The 25,791-nt window shown below is 68.0% G+C and carries 25 protein-coding genes and 2 pseudogenes; 14 read left to right on the top strand and 13 right to left on the bottom strand.

From position 1 onward, the window contains the following. Nucleotides 1–9: 9 nt before the first annotated feature. Nucleotides 10–1,041 carry an LLM class flavin-dependent oxidoreductase gene (locus tag CCS01_RS22205; RefSeq protein ID WP_104520977.1) on the top strand — a complete coding sequence of 344 codons (1,032 nt, stop codon included), beginning with the start codon at nt 10–12 and terminating at the stop codon, nt 1,039–1,041. On the opposite strand, the gene CCS01_RS22200 is transcribed toward CCS01_RS22205, so the two are convergent. Then, nucleotides 1,006–1,281 (bottom strand): hypothetical protein, encoded by a 276-nt coding sequence (locus tag CCS01_RS22200; RefSeq protein WP_104520948.1) that lies wholly within the window; start codon nt 1,279–1,281, stop codon nt 1,006–1,008. The genes CCS01_RS22205 and CCS01_RS22200 overlap by 36 nt on opposite strands. Before the next feature lie 686 nt (nt 1,282–1,967). On the opposite strand from CCS01_RS22200, the gene CCS01_RS22190 reads away from it, so the two are divergent. Further along, entirely contained in the window at nt 1,968–4,403 is a 2,436-nt protein-coding gene (locus CCS01_RS22190) for a TonB-dependent receptor (RefSeq protein WP_104520946.1), read from the top strand. A gap of 95 nt (nt 4,404–4,498) precedes the next feature. On the opposite strand, the gene CCS01_RS22185 is transcribed toward CCS01_RS22190, so the two are convergent. From CCS01_RS22185 to CCS01_RS22175, 3 genes are all read right to left on the bottom strand, one after another. Then, nucleotides 4,499–4,915: an EF-hand domain-containing protein gene (locus CCS01_RS22185; RefSeq protein ID WP_104520945.1), complete on the bottom strand. Its 417-nt coding sequence runs from the start codon at nt 4,913–4,915 to the stop codon at nt 4,499–4,501. Nucleotides 4,916–5,139: 224 nt separating this feature from the next. Next, complete coding sequence (locus tag CCS01_RS22180; RefSeq protein ID WP_104520944.1) at nt 5,140–5,718, bottom strand: hypothetical protein; 579 nt, start codon at nt 5,716–5,718, stop codon at nt 5,140–5,142. A gap of 215 nt (nt 5,719–5,933) precedes the next feature. Next, nucleotides 5,934–6,713 (bottom strand): inositol monophosphatase family protein, encoded by a 780-nt coding sequence (locus tag CCS01_RS22175; protein ID WP_239992350.1) that lies wholly within the window; start codon nt 6,711–6,713, stop codon nt 5,934–5,936. Between the two features lie 169 nt (nt 6,714–6,882). Between CCS01_RS22175 and CCS01_RS22170 the strand changes: the two genes are divergently transcribed. From CCS01_RS22170 to CCS01_RS22155, 4 genes are read left to right on the top strand one after another with little or no spacing between them, the layout of a single operon-like run. Continuing rightward, complete coding sequence (locus CCS01_RS22170) at nt 6,883–7,617, top strand: 3-deoxy-manno-octulosonate cytidylyltransferase (RefSeq protein WP_275112946.1); 735 nt, start codon at nt 6,883–6,885, stop codon at nt 7,615–7,617. Beyond that, complete coding sequence (locus CCS01_RS22165) at nt 7,614–8,468, top strand: prephenate dehydratase (protein WP_104520942.1); 855 nt, start codon at nt 7,614–7,616, stop codon at nt 8,466–8,468. The genes CCS01_RS22170 and CCS01_RS22165 overlap by 4 nt, the downstream gene beginning before the upstream one ends. Further along, nucleotides 8,468–9,250, top strand: coding sequence for an enoyl-CoA hydratase-related protein (locus CCS01_RS22160; protein ID WP_104520941.1), 783 nt, complete (start codon nt 8,468–8,470; stop codon nt 9,248–9,250). Before CCS01_RS22165 ends, CCS01_RS22160 begins: the two co-directional genes overlap by 1 nt. Before the next feature lie 52 nt (nt 9,251–9,302). After that, nucleotides 9,303–9,683 carry a PRC-barrel domain-containing protein gene (locus tag CCS01_RS22155; RefSeq protein ID WP_104520940.1) on the top strand — a complete coding sequence of 127 codons (381 nt, stop codon included), beginning with the start codon at nt 9,303–9,305 and terminating at the stop codon, nt 9,681–9,683. 174 nt (nt 9,684–9,857) lie between these two features. Here CCS01_RS22155 and CCS01_RS22150 read toward each other — a convergent pair. Then, a pseudogene (locus tag CCS01_RS22150) lies at nt 9,858–10,429 on the bottom strand (aldo/keto reductase). Between the two features lie 193 nt (nt 10,430–10,622). Beyond that, the gene (locus CCS01_RS22145) at nt 10,623–11,018 is read right to left on the bottom strand and encodes a (R)-mandelonitrile lyase (protein WP_104520939.1); all 396 of its coding nucleotides are present in this window, start codon (nt 11,016–11,018) and stop codon (nt 10,623–10,625) included. A gap of 125 nt (nt 11,019–11,143) precedes the next feature. Here CCS01_RS22145 and CCS01_RS22140 point away from each other — a divergent pair, with 125 nt between their 5' ends. From CCS01_RS22140 to CCS01_RS22120, 5 genes and pseudogenes are all read left to right on the top strand, one after another. Beyond that, nucleotides 11,144–12,061, top strand: coding sequence for a LysR family transcriptional regulator (locus tag CCS01_RS22140; RefSeq protein WP_104520938.1), 918 nt, complete (start codon nt 11,144–11,146; stop codon nt 12,059–12,061). Nucleotides 12,062–12,151: 90 nt separating this feature from the next. Further along, nucleotides 12,152–12,775 (top strand): enolase-like domain-containing protein, encoded by a 624-nt coding sequence (locus CCS01_RS22135; RefSeq protein WP_104520937.1) that lies wholly within the window; start codon nt 12,152–12,154, stop codon nt 12,773–12,775. A 12-nt stretch (nt 12,776–12,787) separates the two neighbouring features. Beyond that, nucleotides 12,788–13,327: pseudogene (locus CCS01_RS22130) on the top strand (enolase C-terminal domain-like protein); the annotation flags it as partial. A 17-nt stretch (nt 13,328–13,344) separates the two neighbouring features. Continuing rightward, complete coding sequence (locus tag CCS01_RS22125; protein ID WP_104520935.1) at nt 13,345–14,391, top strand: C-terminal binding protein; 1,047 nt, start codon at nt 13,345–13,347, stop codon at nt 14,389–14,391. Nucleotides 14,392–14,565: 174 nt separating this feature from the next. Then, a complete protein-coding gene (locus tag CCS01_RS22120) occupies nt 14,566–15,579 on the top strand; it encodes an LLM class flavin-dependent oxidoreductase (RefSeq protein ID WP_104520934.1) in 1,014 nt (337 codons plus the stop codon). A 67-nt stretch (nt 15,580–15,646) separates the two neighbouring features. Here the strand turns inward: CCS01_RS22120 and fghA are convergent, their stop codons facing one another. Further along, nucleotides 15,647–16,537, bottom strand: a complete 891-nt coding sequence (fghA, locus tag CCS01_RS22115; RefSeq protein ID WP_104520933.1) for an S-formylglutathione hydrolase — start codon at nt 16,535–16,537, stop codon at nt 15,647–15,649. Between the two features lie 360 nt (nt 16,538–16,897). Between fghA and CCS01_RS22110 the strand changes: the two genes are divergently transcribed. Both CCS01_RS22110 and CCS01_RS22105 read left to right on the top strand, forming a co-directional pair. Then, on the top strand, nt 16,898–18,211 hold the full coding sequence (locus tag CCS01_RS22110) for an MFS transporter (protein ID WP_104520932.1): 1,314 nt from the start codon (nt 16,898–16,900) through the stop codon (nt 18,209–18,211). Nucleotides 18,212–18,562: 351 nt separating this feature from the next. Next, on the top strand, nt 18,563–19,117 hold the full coding sequence (locus CCS01_RS22105; protein WP_158258541.1) for a tetratricopeptide repeat protein: 555 nt from the start codon (nt 18,563–18,565) through the stop codon (nt 19,115–19,117). Between the two features lie 46 nt (nt 19,118–19,163). Here the strand turns inward: CCS01_RS22105 and CCS01_RS22100 are convergent, their stop codons facing one another. From CCS01_RS22100 to CCS01_RS33095, 5 genes are all read right to left on the bottom strand, one after another. Beyond that, entirely contained in the window at nt 19,164–19,457 is a 294-nt protein-coding gene (locus CCS01_RS22100; RefSeq protein WP_104520930.1) for an antibiotic biosynthesis monooxygenase, read from the bottom strand. Between the two features lie 180 nt (nt 19,458–19,637). Then, the gene (locus tag CCS01_RS22095) at nt 19,638–21,209 is read right to left on the bottom strand and encodes a Ppx/GppA family phosphatase (protein WP_104520929.1); all 1,572 of its coding nucleotides are present in this window, start codon (nt 21,207–21,209) and stop codon (nt 19,638–19,640) included. Between the two features lie 370 nt (nt 21,210–21,579). After that, nucleotides 21,580–22,185 (bottom strand): c-type cytochrome, encoded by a 606-nt coding sequence (locus CCS01_RS22090; RefSeq protein WP_193540161.1) that lies wholly within the window; start codon nt 22,183–22,185, stop codon nt 21,580–21,582. Between the two features lie 259 nt (nt 22,186–22,444). Next, nucleotides 22,445–23,680, bottom strand: coding sequence for a PQQ-dependent sugar dehydrogenase (locus CCS01_RS22085; protein ID WP_204848391.1), 1,236 nt, complete (start codon nt 23,678–23,680; stop codon nt 22,445–22,447). Between the two features lie 434 nt (nt 23,681–24,114). Then, nucleotides 24,115–24,417 carry a hypothetical protein gene (locus CCS01_RS33095; RefSeq protein ID WP_146101899.1) on the bottom strand — a complete coding sequence of 101 codons (303 nt, stop codon included), beginning with the start codon at nt 24,415–24,417 and terminating at the stop codon, nt 24,115–24,117. Between the two features lie 81 nt (nt 24,418–24,498). Here CCS01_RS33095 and CCS01_RS22080 point away from each other — a divergent pair, with 81 nt between their 5' ends. Then, nucleotides 24,499–25,296: an IS5 family transposase gene (locus tag CCS01_RS22080; protein WP_104520926.1), complete on the top strand. Its 798-nt coding sequence runs from the start codon at nt 24,499–24,501 to the stop codon at nt 25,294–25,296. A 319-nt stretch (nt 25,297–25,615) separates the two neighbouring features. Here the strand turns inward: CCS01_RS22080 and CCS01_RS22075 are convergent. Continuing rightward, a partial coding sequence (locus tag CCS01_RS22075) for a transposase (protein ID WP_146101497.1) occupies nt 25,616–25,791 on the bottom strand: 176 nt, incomplete at its 5' end.

Here is a 25,791-nt window from a genome sequence, read left to right as displayed (position 1 = left end):
GAGGACGTGGTGCGGCTGTCGGTCCTGGACCAATCGACCATCGTCACCGGCCGCTCCCCCGACGCCTCGATCCGCGAGAGCATCGCCCTGGCGCGGCACTGCGAGGCGCTGGGCTATCACCGCTACTGGTGCGCCGAGCACCACAACTCCGACAGCCAGGCCGGCACGGCGCCGGAGATCCTGATCGCCGCCATCGCCGCGACGACGCGGTATATCCGTGTCGGCTCGGCCGGGGTGATGCTGCCGCACTATGCGGCGCTGAAGGTGGCGGAACAGTTCCGCGTGCTGGAGGCGATCGCGCCGGGCCGGATCGACCTGGGGCTCGGCCGCGCGCCGGGCTCGGACGGGTTGACCGCTTACGCGCTGAACCCGCTGGCGGACAAGGCGGCGGAGCAGTTCCCCGCCACGGTGCGCGACCTGCTGGCCTGGGTGTCGGGGGAAAAGCCGGTGGAGGGACACCCGTTCCGCGACGTCCGCGCCCAGCCGGCGGGGCCGACGGCGCCGGAGGTGTGGATCCTCGGCAGTTCGGATTACGGTGCGCAGGTCGCGGCGTATTTCGGCCTGCCGTTCTGCTTCGCGCATTTCATCACCGACGGGCGCGGCGCCGCCGAGGCGCTGTCGATCTATCGCGACACCTACCGGCCGAGCGCACGGCATCCGGCGCCGCACGCCGCCATCTGCGTCTGGGCATTGGCGGCGGACACACCGGAAGAGGCGGCGCATCTGTTCCGCTCGCGTGAGCTATGGCGGCTTGGGCGCGACCGCGGCGTGTATGCCGCCCTGCCCTCGCCCGAGGAAGCTGCCGCGCATATTTATTCCGAGGACGAGCTGACGCGGCTCGGCCGGCTGCGGGAGCGGGCGTTGTATGGCACGCCGGACGTGGTCATGAAGAAGCTGCGGGCGCTGGCGGCGATGCACCAGGCTGAGGAAATCGCCATCCTGACGACGCTGCATGATGCGGCGGCGCGGCAGCGCTCCTACACGCTGCTGGCCCGGACGTGCGGCCTACGGGCGCCAGAGGTCGGGCTGGCGGCCAACTGAAATCCCGGCCCGCCACAGCCGGTAGCGATACACGACATAGGCGACGACCAGCGCGCCGAGTACAATCGGCAGGACGCTGAGCGCGACCCACAGGGCCAGCGCGGCGATGCAGACGGCGCCCGCGATAGCGGCGGTGACAACGGCCCAGAACATGATCCGCGTGGTCAACGGCGGCGTGGGTGGTGAGACGAATTCACCCTCCAGCGTCATCTCCAGGTCGGGTGGAGGTTTCTTGTCCATGGGCGAAATGTGGCCCGGCGCTGGCCGCGGTTCAAGGGTGCCTCTGTCCCGCCGCCGACCGGACAGAAGGCGGGGGCGTGAAAGCCGGTCTGTTCATCGCCGCCCCGTAGCCGCAGGACGTCGGCATAATGGGCGGCGGCGTGGCTGATGGCGGTGCGTACCTGGCCTCGCCGGTGCCGTTTCGCCTACCGGTTTTCAACACGGAGAAAAGCGAAGGACACAAGGGCCACAGGGAAGACCCTTTTGCGCTACGCGCGAAGCGCACGACAACCGGCACCGCCGCACCAGGCATCGCCGCATGGCCGGATCGGTGAAGCTGCCTGACATGACAGCAATATCCGCACCAGACTGCGCAGCATCCCCCTGACGCTCCGCGGCCCTCCATCGCCCTCCGTCATTCTCTGTGCGAACAGGAATGCACCATCAACCACACCGGCCCAGCCGGGGACGCACCGCCTCACCTCCCGGGGACGCACCACCTCACCACTCCAGGACTCCCCGCCCAACTCGTCCCGACGTGATGAGCCTGCGGCAAATCGGGACGTTTTCCCGGCGATTCCGGGAATGCCTGCCATCGACGCGCCACCGCCGGTGCGGCATCTATACCTGACATGGAAGGAATACCGGGGGATTCGATCATGGCACCACGCGGACCGCACGCCGCGCCCCGAACCGCACGCCGAATCATGCGCTGGATTGCGCGCCATCTGGTCGGTGCGGCCGCGCTTGGCATCCTGGCCTGCCTCCCGGCCCAGGCGCAGCAGCCGGGCGGCGACCCGGTCCAGGGACAGCCCCAGGGATCGCCCCAGGGATCGCCCCAGGGATCGCCCCAGGGATCGCCCCAGGGCCAAACCGAGCCGCAGGCCCAGGGGCAATCGCCGGCGATCAGCCTGCCGCAGGTCGACATCATCGCCCCGTCGCCACTGCTCGGCTCCGGCATTGATCGCAACACCGTGCCGGCCCAGACCAACGTGGTGAGCGGCCCTGCCCTGACGCGCGGCGGCACCACCACGCCCAACGCCGTCCGCGCGCTGAACGAAACCGTTGGCGGGGTCAACGTCGACTCCGCCTCGGGCAACCCGTACCAGCCGACGTTCTTCTACCACGGCTACCAGGCCTCGCCCTTGCAAGGCACGCCGCAGGGCCTCGCCGCCTACGTCAACGGCATCCGCTTCAACGAGCCGTTCGGCGACACGGTCAATTTCGACCTGCTGCCCGAGGTGGCGATCAGCACGATCGACCTTGTGGGCTCGAACCCGGTGTTCGGGCTGAACGCGCTGGGCGGCGCGCTGAACATCCAGCTGAAGAATGGCTTCACCTACCAGGGTGCCGAGATCGAGGTGCGCGGCGGCTCGTTCGGCACGCTCGGCGGCTATCTCCAGTACGGCAAGCAGAGCGGCAACACCGCGGTCTATGTCGCCGGCAGCGGCGTGCGGCAGGCGGGCTGGCGCGACGACCAGAACTCGTCGCTGGAGAACTTCTACGGCGACATCGGCTGGCGCAGCGACACCGCCGAGCTGCACGTCAGCACGCTGCTGGCGCATTCGGCGCTGAACGGCCCGGGAACCTCACCGGTCGAGCTGCTGGCGGTGGATCCGGCGGCGCAATTCACGGAGCCGAACTTCATCAGCAACCAGATGATGCAGCTCAGCCTGAACGGCAACGTGCAGATCAACGACTACGACTCGGTGCAGGCGGTTGCCTACTACAACAACTTCCTGCAGCGCGCCTCCAACGGCAACGCGCCGAACGACACGCCATGCACCGATGGCTCGGGCCTGCTGTGCACCAACAGCGGTCCCAGCACCACGCTGGGCGGCGCGACGATCCCGGCGTTCCTCGGCCCCAGCCCGTTCGCCTATTCCGAGCTGGACAACCAGACGACCAACACCAACGGCTACGGCGCCTCGCTGCAGGTGACCGACACGCGCGACGTGTTCGGGCGGAAGAACCATTTCGTTGCCGGCTTCAGCTTCGACGGCGCGCAGACCATGTTCACCGCGGCCGGCCTCATCGGCGGCCTCACGCCGCTGACCCGCGCCTTCGTCGGCCCCGGCGTGGTCATCGACGAGCCGGGCACCAACTCACCGGTGCGGGTCGCGATCAGTGATGCGTATTACGGTGTGTTCTTCGCCGACACGCTGAACCTGACCGACAAGCTGGCGCTGACCGCCTCGGGCCGGTTCAACACCGCGCAGATCGACCTGAGCGACCAGAACGGCGGCGACCTGAGCGGCAACCATGACTACGCGCACTTCAATCCCGCGGGCGGCCTGACCTATCAGTTTGCGCCGTGGCTGACCGCTTATGCCGGCTATGCCGAGGCCAACCGCGCGCCGACGCCGGCGGAACTGTCCTGCGCCGGGCCGGCCAACGCCTGCAGCCTGGCGAACTTCTTCACCGGCGATCCGAATCTGCAGCAGGTGGTGGCGCATACGGTCGAGTTCGGATTGCGCGGCAAGGTGGCCACCGGCGCGGGCAGCCGGCTGAGCTATGACCTGGACGTCTACCGCAGCAACCTCGACAACGACATCGCCTTCGTCAACAGCGTGACGCTGAACCGGGCGTTCTTCACCAATGTCGGACAGACCCGCCGGCAAGGCATCGATGCCAGCCTGCGCTACACCGCGCCGCGCTGGTCGGCCTATGTCGCCTATACCTACACCGACGCCACCTTCCAGACCGGCTTCGTGCAGGCCGCCGGCAACAATCCGGCAGCCGATGCCAACGGCAACATCACGGTCCGCCCAGGCAACCAGTTGCCTGGCATTCCGGCGCAGCAGGGCAAGCTGGGCATGACCTACAACGCCACCGACGCCTGGACGCTGGCCGCCGCCATGATCGTGCAGAGCGGGTCGTACCTGTTCGGCGACGATCCCAACCTGACGCCGAAGCTGCCGCCGTTCTTCACCCTGACGCTGAGCACGAGCTACCAGGTCACGCCGCATGTGCAGCTGTTCGCCGAGGTCGACAACGTGACCAACCAACGCTATTACACCTACGGCACGTTCTCGCCGACGAGCTCGGTGTTCCTGGCGCAGGCGCCGGGCGCGACCAACCCGCGGGCGTACAGCATTGCCGCGCCGGTGGCCGGGTTCGGCGGGATACGGATTACGTTCTGATCGTCCCCGTGGCAATTCCGTCCGGCGCCCTGGATCGCCGAGGCTGGCCCGAACACCCCGCCGGAGATACCCGGCCAGGACGCGGGGCAAGCGGGCTACTGCACCAGCTTCAGCAGGCGCATGCCGGCGGGCGAGGCCAGTTCCTTTGCGTCCAGCGTGCCGTCGCGGTTGGTGTCGGCGGCCTTGAAGCGCTGTTCCACCTGCGCCTCCCACTCCGTCTTGTCGAGTGTCTTGTCCTTGTCCGGATCCGCCTTCGGGAAGGTGGACTTCAGGAACGTGCCCTTGGTCTCCTGCAGCGTCAGCGTGCCGTCGTGATCGGCATCGAGGGCGTCGAACTTCCTGTCCGCGGCCGCCTTGGCCTCTTCGAGGCTGACCGTGCCGTCCTTGTCGGGGTCGAGCGCCGACAGCGGCGGCTTCAGCGGCGCCGCCGCCCCGGCCTGCACGGTGGCGAAGCCGCACAGGGCGATGACGATGCAGGCAGCTTGCACGGGCTTTATGTTTCGGTAATTCATTTAATCCTCCTTCGCATCGCAGCCGGCACCGCGGCAGGCGCCGGGGGCCTGCCGCTGCGCGACCATCAAACCATTCAGTCCGACGCATGGCATCCATGAATCAACCGGGCGGTCAACACAACAGCGGATGTCGTGGCAAGAGAAGAGGACAGGACGATTGCAGTTCAACAAATAACGATCTGCCGGGACCGGACCCTGCCCTGGTACGCCGTACGACAGCCCCGCTACGAAGGCCAGTTGCAATGATAGCCATTTGGTATCGGATAACAGGCGGTCAGGGACCGGCTCGGCTGGCTGCCGCTCGACGCGCCGCCGTCCCCTGCCGCGCTGCGGCGGGCTGCCTCACGCGCCCGGGCTGCATCCGGCGGGCCGGAGGCAAGCGGCGCGGCGAACGAGGTAACGACACCCGGGAATCCGCCATTCAACGCGGTGCTGACGCCTGCTCCGAACGGCATCACGATGGGGCCGGTGAACGGAGGCACGATCGCGCCGGTTCCCCCGACGGGCGGAACGACGATCACCTCGGGCTGGATGGCCTCGGGCTGGATGGGCCGGGCGGCAAAGCGGCTCCGCCGGGCAAAGCCTGCGCCACCGGGAGCGCGCCCGCCGCCGCGAAGCACGAAACCGCCGGCCGCGGCACGCAGGCCGGCATGGCGGCCAAACCCGCTGCGTGCGGCAAAAATCCCGTGCGCGCCGAAGCCCGCGTGCCCGCCCCCGCCACCACGCGCCAGGGCGGGCGCCGGGACATGGCCCAGGCCGATGGCCGCGATGGCGATGACAGACAGGATCACACGCTGGCGCATGGCACGGCGTCCCGGCACGAATGGCCGGCAGACTCGGGTCCCGAACGAGTCCTGTCAAACGACAGCGCCGTGATCCGCGGCCGAATGCCGGCCAGGCGCCGCGGTTCAAGCGACGCCATGGCACGCGGCATGAGCCGCCGCCGCCCAGGCCGGGGCCTGACGAGGGGGCATGACACGCCAGGCCGCTGTGTCAGCGCCCGGACGGTGGAAACCGGCTACGGCCCCAGCACCGCCACCACGTCGGCCAGCAGCGCCGGATCGCCGACGGCGATGACCCGTCCATCGCCCTCGACCCGCGGCGGGTTGCCCTGCCAGTCGGTCAGCATCCCGCCGGCACCGCGCACCACCGGCAGCAGCGCCGCCCAGTCCCAGGGCTTCAGGTCGCACTCGACGATCACGTCGATCTGCCCCAGCGCCAGCAGCCCATAGGCGTAGCAATCGCCGCCCCAGTAGTTGCGCCGCACCCGCGCCGCCAGAAGCTGCCAGCGCGCCATGTCGCTGCCCAGCATCTCCGGGCTGGTGCAGGACAGCTCGGCGTGCGCCAGGTCCGCACACGGGCGTGTGCCAATTGCCCCGCCCAGGCCGCCGGCAAACACTGTCGGAGCGTCGGCGCGGCCGATCCAGCGCTCGCGGGTGACGGGTTGGTCGATGATGCCGACCAGGGGGGAGTCGCCGTCCAGCAGCGCGACCAGCGAGCCGAAGGTGGGGCGGCCGGTTATGAAGGCGCGGGTGCCGTCGATCGGGTCCAGCACCCAGCGCAGCCGGGCCTCGGGCCGCTCCAGCCCGTATTCCTCGCCCAGGATGCCGCACTCGGGGCACAGCCGGTTCAGCACCGCCCGCATCGCCAGCTCGGCATTCCGGTCGGCCACCGTCACCGGCGACTGATCGGCCTTGATGTCGGCCGGGATGGCGGCGCGGAAGAACGGGCGGATGACGTCGGCGGCGGCATCGGCCGCAGCGATGGCGGCTGCCACATACGGGGTGAGGTCGTCCATGCCGCGTCCTGGTCCTTGCAGGCCCGCCGTTGCGCCGGGGCGGGCAGGTCCGTATTGTCGCCGGACCATAGGGAAACGAAACATCGCCTTCAACCCACCGCCGGACCGCCGTAGCCGGGAGCTGGAACCCGTGCCGCCAAGTGGTTCCTGTCTCAGGATTTCCTCGCGCGTGAACCCGATCGTCGTCATTCCCGCCCGCATGGCCTCGACGCGCCTGCCCGGCAAGCCGCTCGCCGACATCAACGGCAAGCCCATGATCCTGCACATGCTCGACCGCGGTCGGCAGGCCGGCATCGGCCCGGTCGCCGTCGCCAGCGGCGATCCCGAGATCGCCGCGGTGGTGCGGGCGGCCGGCGGCCGGGTGGTGCTGACCGACCCGGCGCTGCCCTCCGGCTCCGACCGGGTGCACGCGGCGCTGGCGGAACTCGATCCGGATCGCCGGCACGATGTGGTGGTCAACCTGCAGGGCGATTTCCCGACCCTGGACCCTGCGGGGCTGCGCCTGGTGATCACGCCGCTGGCCAATCCCAGCGTGGACATCGGCACGCTGGTGGTGCCGATCGGCGACGAGGCCGAGGCCGCGACGGAGTCCTTCGTCAAGGCCGCCTGCGCCTTCGGGCCGGACGAGGCGGTCGCGCCGGCGCTGTATTTCTCCCGCCTGCCCATCCCGTGGGGGCCGGGGCCACGCTGGCACCATGTCGGCATCTATGCCTGGCGACGGGCGGCGCTCGACCGCTTCGTCGCGCTGCCGCCAAGCCCGCTGGAGCGGCGCGAAAGCCTGGAGCAACTGCGGGCGCTGGAGCATGGCATGCGGATCGCCTGCGCGCGCATGGAGCACGGACCGTTCGGGGTCGACACGCCGGAGGACCTGGAACGCGCCCGCGCCTGGCTGGCTCGCCGATGAGCGGGGTGATCGCCTTCCAGGGCATTCCGGGCGCCTACTCCGACCTGGCCTGCCGCGCCGCCTATCCCGAGATGCGGACCCTGCCCTGCCTGTCCTTCCCGGTGGCGATCGAGGCGGTGCGGGAGGCGCGCGCCGATCTGGGCATGCTGCCGTGCGAGAACAGCCTGGCCGGGCGGGTGTCGGACATCCACGCGCTGCTGCCGGACTCGAAGCTGTTCATCATCGCCGAGCAGTTCCAGCGGGTGGAGCACTGTCTGCTGGGCGTGCCGGGCGCGACGCTGAGCGACATCAGGCGGGCGCACTCGCACTCCGTGGCGCTGGGCCAGGTGCGGCGGATCATGGCGGAGCTGAACCTGGCGCCGGTGGTGGAGGCGGACACCGCCGGCTCGGCGCAGCTCGTGGCGCAATGGGGCAACAAGGAGGACGCGGCGATCGCGTCGTCGCTGGCGGCGGAGATCTACGGGCTGCAGATCCTGCGCGCCAATGTCGAGGACGCGGCGCACAACACCACGCGGTTCTACGTCGTCTCGCGCCGGCCGGTGATCCTGGATCCGGCCACGCCGAAATTGATGACGACGTTCATCTTCAGGGTCCGCAACGTGCCGGCCGCGCTGTATAAGGCGCTGGGCGGGTTCGCCACCAACGGGGTCAACATGACCAAGCTGGAAAGCTACATGCTGGGCGGGCAGTTCGCAGCGACTCAGTTCCTGTGCGACGTCGAGGGCCACCCCGAGCAGCCGGCGCTGCGCCGGGCGCTGGAGGAACTGTCGTTCTTCTCGACCGAGGTGCGCGTGCTGGGGGTCTATCCGATGGCGGAATTCCGGCTGGCGCAAGGCGGAGGCGACGACTGATGGACGACATCCGGGTCGAGACGCATGACGGCTGGCGGGGGCTGGTGCTGAACCGGCCGGACAAGCTGAACGCCGTCACCCGGGACATGCTGGTCCGCCTGCTGGCGGCGATCGACGCGGCCGAGGCGGATGCGTCCTGCCGCGCCGTGGTGCTGACCGGCGAAGGCCGCGGCTTCTGCGCCGGCCAGGAAGTCGGCCCCGAGTTCCAGCCCGGCCCGGACGGCCCGCCCGACCTGGAGGCGCTGGCGAACGGCTTCCACCACCAGGTGGTGCGGCGCATCCGGGGTTCGCGGCTGCCGTTCGTCGCCGCGGTGAACGGCGTGGCGGCCGGGGCGGGCGCGGGGTTCGCGCTGGCCTGCGACATCGTGCTGGCGGCGCGGTCCGCCCGCTTCGTGCAGGCGTTCATCCGCCTGGGGCTGGTGCCGGACAGCGGCTGCAGCTTCTTCCTGGCGCACGGCGTCGGCGAGGCCCGGGCGCGGGCGCTGGCGATGCTGGGCGACGCCATCGACGCCGACACCGCGGCCGCGTGGGGCATGATCTGGAAGGCGGTGGACGACACCGCTCTGGCCGCCGAGGCCGAGGCGCTGGCGGCGCGGCTGAGCCAGGCGCCGGCCGCGGCCCTGGCGGCGACCAAGCGGCTGTTCGCGGCCATGCCGGGCAACACGCTGGAGCGGCAGCTTGACCTGGAGGCCTCGCTGCAAGGTGAAGCCGGACGGTCCGCGGATTTTGCCGAGGGCGTGCGCGCCTTCATGGAAAAACGGCCGCCGCGCTACGGTGCCTGACACCGCCGCGCCCGGCCCGCGTTGAACACGGTAGCAACGACAGGAGCTGAGCATGGCGAGTCTGGACGACACCACGAACCCCTCCGGCCGCCTGATCGCCGCGAAGAAGGTGCAGGACGCGACCGTCTACAACACCGCGCTGGAAAAGCTGGGGACGCTCGAGGACGTCATGATCGACAAGGAAACCGGCCGGATCGCCTATGCCGTCCTGGCGCATGGCGGTTTCCTGGGCATCGGGGACAAGTACTTTCCGCTGCCGTGGGAGAAGCTGCGCTACGATCCCGAGGTGGGCGGCTATATCGTGGACATCAGCCAGGACGTGCTGCAGGGCGCGCCGTCCTATACCGACGAGGCGACGGCGACCTGGCATGACGAGGACTGGAGCCGCAGCATCTACGCGCATTACGGGGTGGAGCCGTTCTGGACGCGGTGAAGCGGGTGGCGGGTTCACCCGTGTGCGTACCGGGGTAAGCGGACCGGCGGAGCGAGGTCGTCTCTCTATCGTCATGGCCGGGCGTGTCAGGTTAAGCGAGCCGGCGGAGCAAGGGCCTCTCCCTCACCGTCATAGCCGGGACATGCCCGGCCATGACGGAGAAGCAACGGGCCTTCAACGCATGGGTCCGCCCCCCGTGACGGCCCGGCGGTCGTTATAGGGGATCGTATCCGGGCTTCTTGTACAGCGTGTCCGGCCTGACAACGATGTCCGGCTTGTAAACCTTTTCGGCCCAGTCGGCGGGCTCGACATCCTCAATGCTGACCGAGACGTCAGCGTCCTCAGGTCCCGCAGGCTGAAATTGCTCACCCCGATGGCACGTACCCGTCCCTCGGCGAGCAGCTTTCCGGCAGCCCGGTACGCGGCGATTGTCGTTTCGAAGTCCGAGGGAACCGGCCAGTGGAGGAGATACAGGTCCACATACTCCAGCCCAAGCCGGCGCAGGCTTGCCGCGCAGGCCTGAAGGGTGGGCTCGTAGCCATAGTCACTCATCCAGGCTTCGTCGTGACGAAAATCTCGGAGCGGTCGCTGCCGCTGCGCGCGATACCCTCGCCGACCTGCCGCTCGTTGCCATAGGCGGCTGCGGTGTCAATGAGCCGATAGCCGTTCGCGATCGCGGTCTCCACCGCACGCGCGGTCTGCGCGATCGCGCTCCGGTCCAGGACGCCGAGCCCCAGGGCCGGCATGGCGACGCCGTTGTTCAGGGTGATGAGAAGGCTTTTTCCGGTCATTCTCGCTGCCTCCTACGTGGACATCGGCTGGCCTGGAGCGTTCGGGACTCATTTGTCCCGCGCAACCTCTCCGCGACCTGCCCATTGGAGCGAACTTGGCCTGATGCCTTGACGGGACCGTGTCCCCGTCCGGCACCAGCAGCGGCCGTTACCGCCGATACTGGTCCTCGCTGACGTGTTCCATCCAGGTGACCGGGCTGCCGTTCAGCTTCTCCTGGATCGCGATATGGCTCATGGCCGTGGTCGGCGTGGCGCCGTGCCAGTGCTTCTCCCCTGGCGCGAACCAGACCACGTCGCCCGGCCGGATGTCCTCGATCGGCCCGCCCTCGCGCTGGATCCAGCCGCAGCCGGCGGTGACGATCAGGGTCTGGCCGAGCGGGTGCGTGTGCCAGGCGGTGCGGGCGCCGGGCTCGAACGTCACCAGGGCGCCGGCCACGCGCGCCGGGTCGGGCGGGCTGAACAGCGGGTCGATGCGCACCGTGCCGGTGAAATACGCCTCCGGTCCCTTGCCGGAAGGCTGCGAGCCCGCTCGCCTGATTTCCATTGTCCCTCTCCTCCGATTGCCGGTGGCCTCCTGCGGCCTGTTGCGCCGCTGGTGATCAGGTAGCGGCTGCGGGGGCCGTAGATTAGATGGTAGAACACGAATGAACTTATAAACCAGATTTATGAATGCCGCGGGAGAACCTGAACGACCTGTCCGCCTTCATCGCCGTCGCGCGCGAGGGCAGCTTCACCCGCGCCGCCGCCCGGCTCGGCGTGTCCCAGCCGGCGCTGAGCCATACCATCCGGCAGCTTGAGGCGCGCCTCGGGCTGCGGCTGCTCACCCGGACCACGCGCAGCCTGGCGCCAACCGAGGCGGGTCAACGCCTGTTGCGCACGGTGGGACCGCGGCTCGAGGAAATCGACGCCGAACTGGCGGCGCTGAGCGAACTGCGCGAGAAACCCGCCGGCACCATCCGCATCGCGGCGACCGAGAACGCGGCCGAAACGATCCTGTGGCCGGCGCTGCAACGGTTGTTGCCGGATTATCCCGACATCCGGGTGGAGATCGTCATCGACTACGGCCTGACCGACATCGCCGCCGAGGGCTACGACGCAGGCGTGCGCCCGGGCGGCAATGTCTCGAAGGGCATGATCGCCGTGCCCATCGGGCCGGACATGCGCATGGCCGTTGTCGGCGCGCCCGCCTATTTCGCCAGGCACGCGGCGCCGCGGACGCCGCAGGATCTGACAGCCCATGCCTGCATCAACCTCCGGCTGCCAACCCACGGCGGCCTCTACGTCTGGGAGTTCGAAAAGGGCCGGCGTGAGTTGCGGGTGCGGGTCGAGGGGCAGCTTGTGTTCAACACCGCCGCCCTGATCCTGACCGCGACCCTGGCCGGGTTCGGGCTGGCCTACCTGCCGGAGAAGCAGGTGGAGCAGCACCTGGCGGACGGACGGCTCGTCCAAGTGCTGGCGGATTGGTGCGCGCCGTTCCCGGGCTACCATATTTATTATCCGAGCGGCCGACAGCATTCGCCGGCCTTTGCCCTGCTGATCAGGGCGCTGCGGTACCGGGGACCGTCCAGGCTACCGCAGGCCTCGTGAAGGCCGCGACTGTGCCAGCCGGAATCTTGCCCCCGGCGGCCGGGCGTGCTGGACTTTGCCCGGACGCGGCGCCGCCGGCGGGAGGAAACCATGAAGATCACCGGGGTCGAGACCCTGCAGGCCGATGCCGGCTGGCGGATGTTCTCCTTCCTGAAGGTCACCACCAGCGACGGCATCACCGGCTGGTCGGAATACAACGAAAGTTTCGGCAGCACCGGCCTTTCCGGCGTCATCAACGGCCTGTCGCCGCTGCTGATCGGCCGCGATCCGTTGCGGTTCGAGCAGGTGACGCAGCACCTGCACGTGCTGACCCGGCAGTCGCGCGGCGGGCTGAACCAGCAGGCGATTGCGGCGATCGAGAACGCGCTGCTGGACGTCGCCGGCAAGGCCTATGGCGTGCCGGTGGCGGCGCTGTTCGGCGGGCCGATCCGGGAACGGATCCCAGTGTACTGGTCGCATTTCGGAACGTACCGGGTGCGCAGCAGCGCGCTGATGGGCACACCGCCTCTGGAAACCTACGACGACCTGGCGCGGCACGCGCAGGAGGTGCGGGACCGCGGCTTCCGCGCGCTGAAGACCAACATCCTGCCGATGATCGACGGGCGGCTGGCGTACTACGTCCCCGGCTTCGGCCGCACGCCGGGCTGGCCGGAACTGAATTGGGACAACCGCCTGGTCCGCGGCGTGACCGAGCAGCTTGCGGTGCTGCGCTAGGCGGTCGGCGCTGACATGGGGATCCACCTCGACGTCAACTTCAACTTCAAGACCGAGGGCTACAAGCGCATCGCCGACGCCGTTGCGGACGCGAACCTGACCTGGCTGGAGATCGACACGCATGACGCGCCGGCGCTGGCGGAAATCAAGCGCGGCGCCCCCTGCCCGATCGCCTCGTGCGAAACCCTGCACGGGCGGCGGGAATTCAAGCCGTTCCTGGATCTTTACGCCACCGACGTGGCGATCGTGGACGTGGTGTGGAACGGGCTGCTGGAATCGGCAAAGATCGCGTCGATGGCGGACGTGTACGAGATCAACGTCGCGCCGCACAACTTCTACGGCCACCTGTGCAGCGCGATCAGCGCGACGTTCAGCGCCATCGTGCCGAATTTCCGGGTGATGGAGATCGACATCGACAGCGCGCCCTGGCGCGACGAGTTCTACAGCAGCGTCCCGGTGATCGACAACGGCGACCTCATCCTGCCAACCGGCCCCGGCTGGGGCATCGACGTCAACGAGAAAGCGGTCCGGGCACACCCGCCGAAACGCTGAAACACAGGAGGAAAGACGTGGCAAAATTCAAGATCGCCACCCCCGCCGGGGCCAGCTTCACCACCGCCGGCGGCGGCTACGAGTACGAAATGGAGCCGCTGGAAGGGATCGACGCCGAAATCGTCGAGGGCCCGACGGACGAGGACGGGTTCATCAAGTTCGCCCGGGACGCCGACGTGATCTATGGCAAGGGCATCCGCTTCACCAGGAAGATCGTCGAGTCCCTGCCGCAGCAGTGCCGCGCCATCGTGCTGGGCAGCGTCGGCGTGGACAGCGTCGACGTCGCCGCGGCGACGGCGCGCGGCATGCCGGTGACCAACTGCCCGGACACCTTCATCGAGGAAGTGGCCGATCACGCCATGATGCTGCTGCTGGCGGGGCACCGGCGCACCATCGAGCAGGACCGCATGGTGCGCGAAGGTCGCTGGCGCGAAGGCCGCCCGGCGCTACTGCAGATTCCGCGGATCATGGGGCAGACCCTGGGCCTGATTTCCTTCGGCCATGTGGCGCGGGCGGTGGCGAAGCGGGCCAGGCCGTTCGGGCTGCGCATCATCGCCTACGATCCGTACATCGAGGAATTGGTGATGGTCGAGCACGGCGTGCTGCCGGCGACGCTGGAGGAGGTGCTGTCGCAGTCGGACTTCGTCTCGATGCACGCGCCGGCGACGCCGGAGGCGGAGGGAATGCTGATGGAGAAGCATTTCCGCCTGATGAAAAAGACCGCGGTGTTCATCAACACCGGCCGCGGGCCGACGGTGCAGGAGGCGGCGTTGATCAAGGCGCTGCAGGAAGGCTGGATCGCCCATGCCGGCCTGGACGTGCTGGAGATCGAGCCGCCCGGCAACAACAACCCGATCCTGTCGATGGCGAACGTAACGCTGTCGGCGCACACCGCGTCCGCCTCGGCGCGGTTCGATCCGGCACGGAAACGGCATGTCGGGCGGGAACTGGCGCTGGTGCTGAGCGGCCGGTGGCCGATGAGCTGCGTCAATCCGGCGGTGCTGCTGAATTCGCAACTGCGGCGCTGGCAGCCGGTGTCGATGGAACGCGGGCCGAACAGCTAGAGGCGGGGCCGGGTCGCCTCCCCATCGTCATGGCCGGGCGTGTCCCGGCCATCTGCGCTTCAACGGTGGGGGGTGGATGGTCGGGACACGCCCGGCCATGACGAAGAAGAAACGGTCGTGGCGCCCGGCATCCGCCCTGTGCCAGGCGACGCCGATATCCGGGGAGGAAACCACATGAAGTTCGGCATTTTCGAACACATGGACTATGCCGGCGTGCCGCTCCGGCAGCAGATCGAACAGCGGCTGCAACTCATCGAAGCCTATGATCGGCTTGGGTTCCATGCCTACCACCTCGCCGAGCACCACGGCACGCCGCTCGGCCTCGCGCCGTCACCCGGCATTTTCATGGCCGCCGTGGCACAGCGCACCCGGCGGCTGCGCTTCGGGCCGCTGGTCTATCTGCTGCCGCTCTACCATCCGCTCCGGCTGATCGAGGAAATCTGCATGCTCGACCACATGAGCGGCGGACGTTACGAAGTCGGCGTCGGCAAGGGCGTTTCTCCGATCGAGGTGGGTTTTTTCGGCATCGATCCAAGCCAGGGCCAGCGGCAGTATGTCGAGGCGCTGCAGGTGATCCGGCAGGGGCTGACGTCGGACCAACTGATCCATGCCGGCGAATTCTACCGTTTCGACAAAGTTCCGATGGTGCTGAAGCCGCTGCAGCAGCCGCATCCGCCGCTGTGGTATGGCGTGCTCAACCCGGAAACCAGCGTGTGGGCCGCGGCCAACGACGTCAACCTGGTGACGCTGCTGCCGGCCGAGGCGACACGCGCCGTCACCGACCGCTATCGTCACGAATGGGCCGCTCTCGGCAAGCCGCCGGAGAAACTCCCGCTGCTCGGGCTGATCCGCCACATGGTCCTGGCCGAGGACGAAGCCAGCGCCCTTCGCGCGGCCGAGCACGGCTATCGGCTATGGCGGCGGAATATGGAGATTCTCTGGGTGCAGCACGGCATGGTCCTGCCGCTGCCGCTGCCGCCTGAATTCGAGCCGCTGCGCGACCACGGCGGCGCCTTCGCCGGCACGCCCGCCGCAGCCAGGGACTACGTCGCCGCGCAGGTCGAAGCGGCCGGCGTCAACTACTTCGTTGCCGATGTGGCGTTCGGCGACCTGACCTTCGACGACGCAATGCGCACCGCCGACCTGCTCGCGCGCGAGGTGATGCCGGCCTTCGCAGATCGCGCATAGGCCCGCCTGCCGCGCCGTTGGCCACCCGGGCAAACGGTCTTTGGTTCCAGACAGGCCTGGACGCTTGTCAGGAGGCAGCCGCCGACAGCGCGCGGGCGTGCCAGCGCAGATGGTCCTCGACGAAGCTGGCGATGAAGAAATAGGAGTGATCGTAACCTTCCTGCCGCCGCAACGTCAGCGGAATTCCGGCTTTCGCGCAGGCGGCTTCCAGCAGGTCCGGCTTCAACTGGTTCTGCAGGAAACCGTCGGCGGTGCCCTGGTCCACGAGAAGCGCCCGCAGGCGTGCCCCGTCCTCGATCAGCGCGCACGCGTCATGCGCCCGCCATGCGGCCCGGTCCGCGCCGAGGTAGGCGCCCAGCGCCTTTTCTCCCCACGGACAGTTCATCGGCGAGGCGATCGGCGCGAAGGCCGAAACGGAAGCAAAACGGCCCGGGTGGCGCAGCGCCAGCGTCAGCGCGCCATGCCCACCCATCGAGTGCCCCATGATCCCCTGCCGCGTCATGTCGGCGGGCACGGCGCCGGCAACGACCTCGGGCAGTTCGCGGATGATGTAGCTTTCCATCCGATAGTGCCGCGCCCAGGGAGGCTGCGTGGCGTCGAGGTAGAAGCCCGCGCCGAGGCCGAAATCATAGGCGCCATCGGGATCATCCGGCACGTCCTCGCCACGCGGCGAGGTGTCCGGGGCGATCAGGACCAGGCCGAGCTCGGCCGCGACGCGCTGGGCGCCGGCCTTGACCGTGAAGTTTTCCTCGGTGCAGGTCAGCCCGGCGAGGAACCAGACGACCGGCCGCTTGCCCGTCTCGCCCTGTGGCGGAACGAAAGCGGCGAAGCGCATGTCGGTGCCGGTCGTCTCCGACCGATGACGGAAGACGTACTGCGTGCCGCCGAAGCAGCGGGACGTCAGGACGGCCTCGGGCGCGCCCGGTTTGGGATTTGCACTGGGATTTGCAGCGGCCATCGGTGGTTTACCTCCAGCCAAATCACGTCGCTCGCAATGCGGCAGCGTCAACCCGGGATCGGCGTGCGGGCCAGGCTCCACCGAAACTGTGATGCCCGGCCGTGGTTCGCCCCCGGGGCGCCGAAACCGGATCAGCGCGCCGTTTCGTTGCAGGCCAGCTTCAGGACGCGTCATCTGAGTCAACAAAAAGCGGCGATTTTCCAGGGTATAATGTGAACGGAAAACAAAAGCGACAGCACCCGCCCCTGCCCTTGCCGCCTCCACCCGATCAGCTAACCTTAACGGACGGAATATTGCAAATCCGTCAAGAACGGCGCGCGACGCCGTGCGATGAACCAATAAACCGGGGGAGAAGCTGTCATGTCCGGAATGGCCGGAGCCGCGCCGAACGTTTCCTGGTGGAAGGAGCCCACCAGGGACCAATGGTACGCCTATTTCGCCGCCTGGATGGGGTGGACGCTCGATGCCTTCGACTTCACCATTTTCCTGCTGATCATGCTGCCGATCAGCCAGGAGTTCCACGTGCCGTTGACGGCGGTGACGGCGGTGTTCGCGGTCACGCTGTGGTTGCGCCTGCTGGGCGCCACCGCCGCGGGATGGCTGGCCGATCGCTGGGGGCGCAAGGCGCCGCTGATGATTTCGATCCTGTGGTATTCGATCTGCAACCTGCTGGCCGGCTTTTCGCCGAGCTTCGGCGTCCTGTTCCTGTTCCGGGCGCTGCTCGGCATCGGCATGGGCGCGGAATGGCCGGCCGGCGCGGCGCTCGCCATGGAATCCTGGCCGGCGCGCTCGCGGGGCCTGATGTCGGGGGTGCTGCAAGGATCCTGGGGCCTGGGCTACGCGCTGTCGGCCGCGGCGTACGGGTTCCTCTACGCGCCGCTGGAGGCCATGGGCAAGGGCTACGGCTGGCGCGGCATGCTGATCCTGGGCGTGCTGCCGGCGCTGGCCTGCGTCTGGATCCGCCTCTACGTGAAAGAGCCCGAGGTCTGGGCGGGGAACCAGCGGATCCAGGCCCAGACGAAGCGGGAAGTGAAGCTGCCGCTGCTTGCCATCTTCAGGCGGCAGTACCTGTGGAACACCCTGACCGGGTGCCTGTGGATGGCGGCGAATTTCTGCGTCTATTACGCGATCTGGGCGCTGCCGGGCACGTATTTGCAGAAGGAACTGGGCTGGACGCCGGCGATGGTGGCGACGCCGCTGTTCTGGGGCAACATTCTGGTGTTCATCTCGTCCACCTTCTGGGGCGGGCTGTCGGACCGGATCGGGCGGCGCTGGGCGCTGATGATCCCGTGCACCGTGGCCATTTTCATTACGCCGATCTACCTGACCACCACGGCCCCGCTGGTGTTCACGTTCGGCTTCCTGCTGCAGGCGCTGATCGTCGGCGGGAAGGACACCCTGAACCCGGCCTGGCTGTCGGAACGGTTCCCAACCGAAATCCGCGCCACGGCGGCGGGCTTCGTCTACCACCAGGGCGCCATCTGGGGCGGCTTCGTCGCGCCGGTGCTGACGTGGCTCGCGGTGAACCAGGGAATGGGCTTTGCCAAACCAATGATGTTCGCGACCATGGGCTCGCTCGTGGTCCTGGTCATCGCGGTGTTCCTGGGGCCCGAAACCAAAGGGAAGGTGCTGACGGCCGACCTGGAGATCTTCGAACGGGAGGAGTATCCTTAACGAAAACAAAACGGACGCTTAACCGTCATGACCAGCGAAGGCCGGCCATCCACGCCTTACGGTGTCAATATCGGCAAAAGGCGCGGATGGTGGGCCTTCGCCCCATGGGCGTTAAAATAGGGCTGGCTGTTGCCTCCTCGTCATGGCCCGGCTTGTCCGGGCCACCTGTCGCGGCACAGTGCTGGAATAGGTGGCCCGGACAAGCCGGGCCATGACGGAATGGCAAGCATCGTGCCGCCGCCACGCTATTTTAACGCCAATGGGGCCAGCGCCCGCCATGACGCGGAGGGGCCGGTGCGCCGGCTCCGGCCGATCGAGGCGTCAAAACCCGTTACTGGTGGGAGAGCGTGCATGCATCCTCGTTGGATCCTGGCTCTGGCCATGGCAAGCTGTACCGCCGCCGCAACGCCGGCGGCGGCGGACCAGCATGACCCGCGCCTCGACGCGCTGCTGGCGGCTCTCCCTACCGCGCCGCCCGGGCGGGCGCGGCAGATCGAGCACCAGGTCTGGGTGATCTGGGCCAACTCCGGGAACCCGGCGATCGACAGCCTGATGGCGGAGGGCACCGCCCGCCTGGACGAAGGCAACTACGACGCGGCGCTCAGGCTGTTCGATCGTGTCGTGGACCGGGCGCCCGGCTTCGCCGAGGGCTGGAACAAGCGCGCGACGACGCTTTACGCCATGGGGCTTTTCCAGAAGTCCGTGCAGGCCATCGACAAGGTGCTGGCGCTGGAGCCTCGTCACTTCGGCGCGCTGTCGGGCCTGGGTCTGTGCGACATGCGGCTGGGCAAGGACAAGGAGGCCCTGGCCGCCTTCCAGCGTGCCGCCGCAATCGATCCCAACCTGCCGGGCGTGCAGGCGCGTATCGCGGCCCTGAAGCAGCAATTGATCCGGGACTCAATCTGAGCGCGCCGCAGTATCGTTCCGGCTCGCGATGCGCTGCGGGCCGGCCTTACGCCAGGGTGTGGACGATCACCGGCCCCGCGACGGCGCTGACCGGTCCGGCCATCAGCGGCCGCAGTTTTTCCTCGACCCAGGCCAGCCCGCGCCGGTTGGATTCCTCGGCGCCGGCATAGCTCTCGAAGACGCTGATGGCCGTCACCGTGTCGTCCGGCGCGTAGATCACGTAATAGGCGCGGAAGCCTTCGACATCGCTGATGATCGGGACCGCGCCTTCCTTGATGGTCTGGGCCAGTTCCTCGGCATGTCCGGGCTTGGCTTTGCCCTGGCGGATGGCTGCGTACATCGTCGTTTCCTCCTGGCTGGTTCGGAGCGGGACGGGCAGGCTCCGGCGCCGCGTGGTATCCCGGGGCGGCGTCGGCCGGAAGCGCCTCCACCCTTGTGACGGTTCCTGAAAAAATCAAGGCGCCTTCCCGGTACGGTGAAGCAACAAGCGATCCGGCGGTTGTAGCCGCGGCGTCCCGGATCAGGACCCGCCATCGCGCCGGTCGCCCGGCTCCGCCTCGATCACCTCGATCCGGCGCACCCCGGCGGCGTTGGCCAGCAGTTTCAGGCGATCCGCGACCACCTCGCTCTCCGGCACGCGCGCCGCCGGCCGGACGATCAGCCGCACCCGCTTGTCGTCGATGTGCACGGCGGCCGCGGCCAGGATCTCCGGCACGCCGCCCGCCAGCCGGTAGCCAAGCAGCAGCGCCCGCCCCAGCAGTTGCGCGCGGCGCACCAGCTCCGGCCGCAGCAGGCCAATCGCCGGTGACAGCACCGGGTCGTCGGCGCTGCCGCCATAGCGCGCGTGGATCGCGGCGGCGAGGAACACGCGCTCGGCGTGGTCCAGGCCGATCAGCGGGAACTGCAGCAGGCGCCGGAAGCTTTCCGCCGCCCGCAGGCCGGCCTCGTCGCGCCAGGCATAATCGGACAGGGCGCAGGCGGCGACGCGCAGCCGCTGCTCGGCGCGGGTCTCGTTCGGGAACAGCCCCGCCGTCCACTGCGTCAGCGCCGGCGCGAAGGCCGGCACGCGGGCGAACGGCAGGCCGAACGACTGCGCGCCCTCGACCAGCGGATCGAGGTAGCGCTCGGCCTCGCTGAGTTGGGAATACAGCCATCCCTCCCGCACGCCCAGCATGGAGAACACGACCCGCTCGGGCCGCAGCCACTTCAGCGTGCGGTCCAGCACCAGGGCGGCGGCAGGCAGGGTGACGGCGCGCCGCCTCGGCAGGCCGGGCAGCGTGGCGATCTTCGCCGGCGACAGCTTCAGGATGGATTTGGCGAAGTCGCGCAGTTCGGCCGCGGGGACGGCGTGGCCGTGCACCACCTGCACCGGCGCCCGGCGCGCGGCCAGGTGCACCCGGGCGAAGGCGCGCCAGCCGCCGCCGACGGCGTAGAACGTGCCGCCGGACAGCTCCGGTGGAACGCCGTCGCGCAGCAGCGCGTCGATCCGCGCCTTCGCGCTGTCGAGGCCGGACTCCAGCAGCCGCCGCACCGGCAGCGCGCCGAGCGGCAGGCTGATGCGCTGCGATCCGACACGGTCATCGCGCACATCCGCGATTTCCAGGCTGCCCCCGCCCATGTCGCCGCTCAGCCCGGTGGGCCGGTAGAACCCGGATACGATGCCGAGCGCGCCAAAAAAAGCTTCCTCGTCGCCGCTCAGGACCCGCACCGGCAGGCCGGTCTGGGCGGTGATCTGGGCGACCAGGTCCGGGCCGTTGCTGGCCCGCCGCACCGCCTCGGTGGCGAGCACGTCGATCCGGCTGACCGCCATGGCGTCGGCAATGGCGTGGAAGCGGCGCAAGGCGGCGAGGGTCCGGGCGGCGCCGTCCGGCGTCAGGGCGCCGGTCCGCGCCAGGCCGTCGCCGAGCTGGCACAACGCCTTCTCGTTGAAGCGCGGGAATGGCGCTCGGCCGATCTCGTCATAGACGACGAGGCGGACGGAATTGGAGCCGATATCGATGACCGCATAGGCCGGCCGCCCGGTGCGGCTGAAGCGCTCCGGGGCGAGGCTCAACGGGCGGTCCGGTGCCGTGCCATGTTCGCCTGCGTCCATGGCCGTGTGTCCTCCCTGCCAGCTTGGTCGCCTCACAGCAGGGCGTTAGCCGCGTGTCAACCGGGCTGTTCGCGGCGTGCCGGGTTCAGGCGGCGCGACCGCTTGGTCGTCGTGGTGGCCGCAGGGCCGCCATCCAAGCCTTGCGGTGCCGATTTCAGCAGAAGGCGTGGATGCTGGGCCTTCCCACCATGACGATATAGCAACGCCGGCGCCCCCGATCCCGCCATTTTAACGTCAATGGTGTGAAGGCCACCATCCACGTCTTGCAGTGCTGACCGCGGCAAAGGCGTGGACGGCCGGTCTGCGCCGGACCAAACTGGATGCAGGCCAGCACGGACAGAGACAGGCAGGCTGCGCAACGACTCACCGGTTACCGTCCGGCCGGGCCGAGCATGGCGAGATAGGTTGCGATCGCCGCGATATCGTCGTCGCTAAGCCCCGACGCGGCCTCGGTCATCGCCGCCACGCCGACGCTGGGGCGGGCGGCCGAGCGGTAATCGGTCAACGCCTTGACCAGGTAGTCCTGACGCTGGTTGGCAAGCGAGGCCGCCGCACGCTCGCCGCGGAAACTGTCGGTATGGCAGTTCGCGCAGTGGTGCTGGGCGACGATCGCCTGTCCCCTGGCGCGCAGCGCTTCGTCCGGCCGCGTCGCCGCCGGCTGGGTATTGGGCGGCAGGCTGGCGAAGTAAGCCCCCAGGTCGCGTATGTCCCGGTCGCTGAGCTTGGCCAGGATCGGCACCATCACCGGATTCGGCCGCCGTCCGGAACGAAAGAACACAAGCTGCCACTGGAGAAACTGATCCCTCTGCCCTGCCAGCGACGGAATGCCCGGCCGGGACGAGATGCCGTTCTGCCCGTGGCACGGGGCGCACAGCCTGGCCTTTTCCCGTCCTGCGTTGACGTCGCCCGCCGCCGCCCGGGCGCCGGCGAACGGCAGCAGTGTCAGCATGGCGAGGACAAGACACGGGATAATCATGACGTTCCAATCAATGAGGCATACGGCCGCTGGACGTACGGGGCGCCGCCGGCGTTGCTATACCGTCATGGCCAGGCGTGGCCGGTCCATGACGGTATAGAAACTATCGTGCCTCCTGCCCGCTGGCGCAACACCAAGGAATGCCGGGCACCCACGCCCTGGCCGCCCCGCGCCTGTGCCAGGGCCTGACGCGGGTGCCGGCCATGACGCGCAGGCGCCGGCACCCCGGGATCGCAGTCAGCAGCCGTTGGCGCCAGGCTTATTTCTTGTAGCTGATGCGGTAGATCGCGCCGGCCCAGTCATCCGAGACCAGCAACGACCCGTCCGGAGCCTGCAGGATATCATCCGGCCGCCCGAAGTAGTCGCGGTCGCCGGTGATCCAGCCGCTGGCGAACACCTCCTGCCTGGCTGACTTGCCGCTGGGATCGACGATGACCCGCTCGATGCGCCCGCCCTGATACTTGTGGCGGTTCCAGGAGCCATGCTCGGCAATGAAGATGTTGTCTTTGTACTGGGCCGGGAACTGGCTGCCGGTATAGAACTTCATGCCGAGTGGGGCGACGTGCGCGCCCAGCTTGAGCACCGGCGGCGTGAATTCGCTGCACTTGTGACCGCGCGCGAATTTCGGGTCGGGCAGGTCGCCCTGGTGGCAGTACGGGTAGCCGAAATGCTGTCCGAGCCTGGTGATATGGTTCAGCTTGTCGCTGGGCAGGTCATCGCTGATCCAGTCGCGGGCATTTTCCGTGAACCAGTAGTCGCCGGTGCGCGGATCGATGTCACCACCGACGCTGTTGCGCACGCCCAGCGCGACGATTTCTGCCAGTCCCGTCTTCGGGTCGACGTGACGGATCTGCGACACGCTGGTCGGCGGGATGCCGATATTGAACGGCGGCCCGAACGGGATGTACATCCATCCATTCTTGTCGACGACGAGATACTTCCAGCCATGCGCGACATAATGCGGCATGTCGTCATAAACGACGACCGGGGCCGGCATGTGGTCCAGGTTGGCCTCGGGGTTGTCGTAGCGCAACAGCTTGTCAATGGCGACCACATACAGCGCGCCGTCGAGATAGGCGACGCCGGTCGGCATGTTGAGGCCCTTGAGGATGGTCTTCACCTCCCGCTTGCCGCCCACGTCCTTGACTGCATAGACGTTTGTCGCGTTGAACGACCCGACATACAGGGTGCCATCCTTGCCCCAGGCCATTTGCCGCGCCTCGGGCAGGCCGCTGGCATAGACCTCGATCCTGAAACCGGGCGGCAGCTTGATTCGCTTGAGATCGGCCTGCAGTTCATCGGGCGGCGTCGGCAGCGCCGGGCCGGACGGCGGCGCGAGCCCCTTCTGCGCCTCGGTCTCGTCGCCGAGGAACCAGTCCGGCGGCGGATGCTGCCAGAACGAGGGCTTGCTGGAATCGTAGCTTTTCAACTCGGCGGCTTTGGCGCCAACCGGCGACAACGCCGGGGCGGACAGCAGTGGAAGCGTTGCAAGCAAGCCGAGGTATCCAGGTCTGAAGACCATATTATTCTCCTGGCCCAAAATGGGCGTTTCAACCCTAGCCAAAAATAATTCTGTTCTTGCCGCGAAGACGTGTCAATCCGGCCGTTCCGCTCACGGGTCCGGCAACAGGCGCCCTGGCATGGCAGGATCGGCCTGCCCGGCGGGCGGCAGCGGATGAGGAAGCCGGCCGTTACAGCCGGCAGGCGTGACGCCGGAGCCGGTTCCGATCGTTGGAAACCGGTTTGAACCGCGATGGCTTCGGCTGCGGCCGGCGCCAATCAGGGGCGGGGAAACCGGCAGTGCCTTCATCCCGTTCGCAAAAATTTGTCGTACTCGTGACGGCGGCCTCGGCGGCACGTGCTGTTCCCTGACGGACGCACATCGAGCAATGCATGCCGACGGCCTGGACCTTGGATTCATCTGTTGCGTCACCGTGACGGCCTCCTGCGGCCCGCCCGCGTGCCCGGACAGAACACGCCGAAGCGAAACCGTTTGTGCAGTCGTGTTGATTTGGGGTCGAATTCATTAATATTAATTAATAACTGTGCTGCATCCCGGTCTGAGTGTCTGTCCGGGAAGATCCTGAATGTAGTCAATGGATTACCACTTTCACCGGTAATAGGGGCAAAACCCCGGGCACGCATGTGCAGCATACGCTCGAAACTGGGACGACAGGCACGGAATTCCGCCATTTTTTTGGCATCCAACTGCGGAACGATATGGGCAATCACCAAATTCGCCCGGGGTTTTGCCCCTATTACTTTCACCGTATGTGGACCAAGTAGAACCGCCCGCTCTACGACCGTAGCCACCTGCGTTATGAGAGCGACCTGACAGATGCCGAGTGGGCCCTGGTGGCCCCGCTGATCCCGCCGGCCAAGCACGGCGGCGCCCACCGCACCGTGGACGTACGCGAGGTCGTCAACGGGATCATGTACATCCTGAGCGCCGGCTGCCAATGGCGGGCGATCCCCAAGGACCTGCCACCGCGCAGCACCGTGCACGACTATCTCAACCGCTGGGACAACGACGGCACATTGGAACGCCTCCATTATGCTCTGTACGTGCAGTGCCGCGAGCAGGCCGGGCGGCAAGCCAGCCCGACGGTTGCGATCATCGACAGCCAAAGCGTGAAGAGCGCCGAAAAAGGCGGCCGGACCATCGACCCGGCGGGATACGATTCAGGCAAGAAAATCAACGGCAAGAAGCGTCATCTGCTGGTCGACACCGAGGGCATGGTGCTCCAGGTCATCGTGCATGCCGCCGACATCCAGGACCGCGACGGCGGCGCTCTGCTGTTGGCGACCTTGTTCGGCTTGTTCCCGTTCCTGCGCAAGCTCTACGCCGATGCCGGCTACCAGGGACCGAAGTTCCAGAAGGCGCTGAAACGGGTGCTGCGGCAGGTCAAGCTGGAGATCGTCAAGCGGTCCGATGCCGCCAAGGGCTTCGTCGTGCTGCCGAAACGTTGGATCGTTGAGCGAACGATTGCCTGGCTCAATCGCTGCCGTCGCCTGGCCAAGGACTGGGAGAACCTGAACCGGAAAGCGCTCGCCTTTGTGCGTCTTGCCTCGATCCGCCTGATGGTCAGAAGGCTTTGTAAAGGCACGTGAACTTCCCGGACAGACACTGAGCGTCGACAGTTGCCCTGCGCCACGCTGGGAAAGCGTCGGTGCGGAATCACAAATGAACACGCGCCGTCGGCCCGGCCCCAACCGGCCTGCGGTTTGCTGTCGTGTCCCGGATGCCGTCAGGTGCCTTGTATGGTTCCCGGGGAATTTCGGCCATTTTCCCGAAACCCTTGGTGCGGCTCGCGTCGACCTGGGGAGTGATGGATCGGGCAATTTTCCCCGGGAACCGCATGCCCTCTATCGCGGCAGGCGGTGGCCTGAAAGCGATGATCCTGGCGTCTTGGCGTTTTAGGGCGTGTCGTCAATTAAGCCAAACGACGGCGGCGGCGAGGTGGACCGCGGCGAGGAAGTTGCGGGCAGTCTTGTCATAGCGGGTTGCGATGGCACGGAACTGCTTGAGCCTGGCGAAGAAATTTTCGATCAGATGGCGCGCCTTGTAGAGGTCGCGGTCGTAGGTCCGCGGCGAGCGGCGATTGG

Origin of the sequence: Rhodopila globiformis (assembly GCF_002937115.1) — a bacterium.
Lineage (GTDB): Bacteria > Pseudomonadota > Alphaproteobacteria > Acetobacterales > Acetobacteraceae > Rhodopila > Rhodopila globiformis.
Note: the sequence above shows the minus strand (reverse complement) of the source record. Positions and strands in the feature narration are given on the sequence as shown.

What these genes read in the sequence shown, in the direction of transcription:
- CCS01_RS22200 (WP_104520948.1), bottom strand. Translation starts at nt 1,281, where the DNA reads ATGGACAAGAAACCTCCACCCGACCTGGAGATGACGCTGGAGGGTGAA.
- CCS01_RS22190 (WP_104520946.1), top strand. Translation starts at nt 1,968, where the DNA reads ATGCGCTGGATTGCGCGCCATCTGGTCGGTGCGGCCGCGCTTGGCATC.
- CCS01_RS22185 (WP_104520945.1), bottom strand. Translation starts at nt 4,915, where the DNA reads ATGAATTACCGAAACATAAAGCCCGTGCAAGCTGCCTGCATCGTCATC.
- CCS01_RS22180 (WP_104520944.1), bottom strand. Translation starts at nt 5,718, where the DNA reads ATGCGCCAGCGTGTGATCCTGTCTGTCATCGCCATCGCGGCCATCGGC.
- CCS01_RS22175 (WP_239992350.1), bottom strand. Translation starts at nt 6,713, where the DNA reads ATGGACGACCTCACCCCGTATGTGGCAGCCGCCATCGCTGCGGCCGAT.
- CCS01_RS22165 (WP_104520942.1), top strand. Translation starts at nt 7,614, where the DNA reads ATGAGCGGGGTGATCGCCTTCCAGGGCATTCCGGGCGCCTACTCCGAC.
- CCS01_RS22160 (WP_104520941.1), top strand. Translation starts at nt 8,468, where the DNA reads ATGGACGACATCCGGGTCGAGACGCATGACGGCTGGCGGGGGCTGGTG.
- CCS01_RS22155 (WP_104520940.1), top strand. Translation starts at nt 9,303, where the DNA reads ATGGCGAGTCTGGACGACACCACGAACCCCTCCGGCCGCCTGATCGCC.
- CCS01_RS22145 (WP_104520939.1), bottom strand. Translation starts at nt 11,018, where the DNA reads ATGGAAATCAGGCGAGCGGGCTCGCAGCCTTCCGGCAAGGGACCGGAG.
- CCS01_RS22140 (WP_104520938.1), top strand. Translation starts at nt 11,144, where the DNA reads ATGCCGCGGGAGAACCTGAACGACCTGTCCGCCTTCATCGCCGTCGCG.
- CCS01_RS22135 (WP_104520937.1), top strand. Translation starts at nt 12,152, where the DNA reads ATGAAGATCACCGGGGTCGAGACCCTGCAGGCCGATGCCGGCTGGCGG.
- CCS01_RS22120 (WP_104520934.1), top strand. Translation starts at nt 14,566, where the DNA reads ATGAAGTTCGGCATTTTCGAACACATGGACTATGCCGGCGTGCCGCTC.
- fghA (WP_104520933.1), bottom strand. Translation starts at nt 16,537, where the DNA reads ATGGCCGCTGCAAATCCCAGTGCAAATCCCAAACCGGGCGCGCCCGAG.
- CCS01_RS22110 (WP_104520932.1), top strand. Translation starts at nt 16,898, where the DNA reads ATGTCCGGAATGGCCGGAGCCGCGCCGAACGTTTCCTGGTGGAAGGAG.
- CCS01_RS22105 (WP_158258541.1), top strand. Translation starts at nt 18,563, where the DNA reads ATGCATCCTCGTTGGATCCTGGCTCTGGCCATGGCAAGCTGTACCGCC.
- CCS01_RS22100 (WP_104520930.1), bottom strand. Translation starts at nt 19,457, where the DNA reads ATGTACGCAGCCATCCGCCAGGGCAAAGCCAAGCCCGGACATGCCGAG.
- CCS01_RS22095 (WP_104520929.1), bottom strand. Translation starts at nt 21,209, where the DNA reads ATGGACGCAGGCGAACATGGCACGGCACCGGACCGCCCGTTGAGCCTC.
- CCS01_RS22090 (WP_193540161.1), bottom strand. Translation starts at nt 22,185, where the DNA reads ATGATTATCCCGTGTCTTGTCCTCGCCATGCTGACACTGCTGCCGTTC.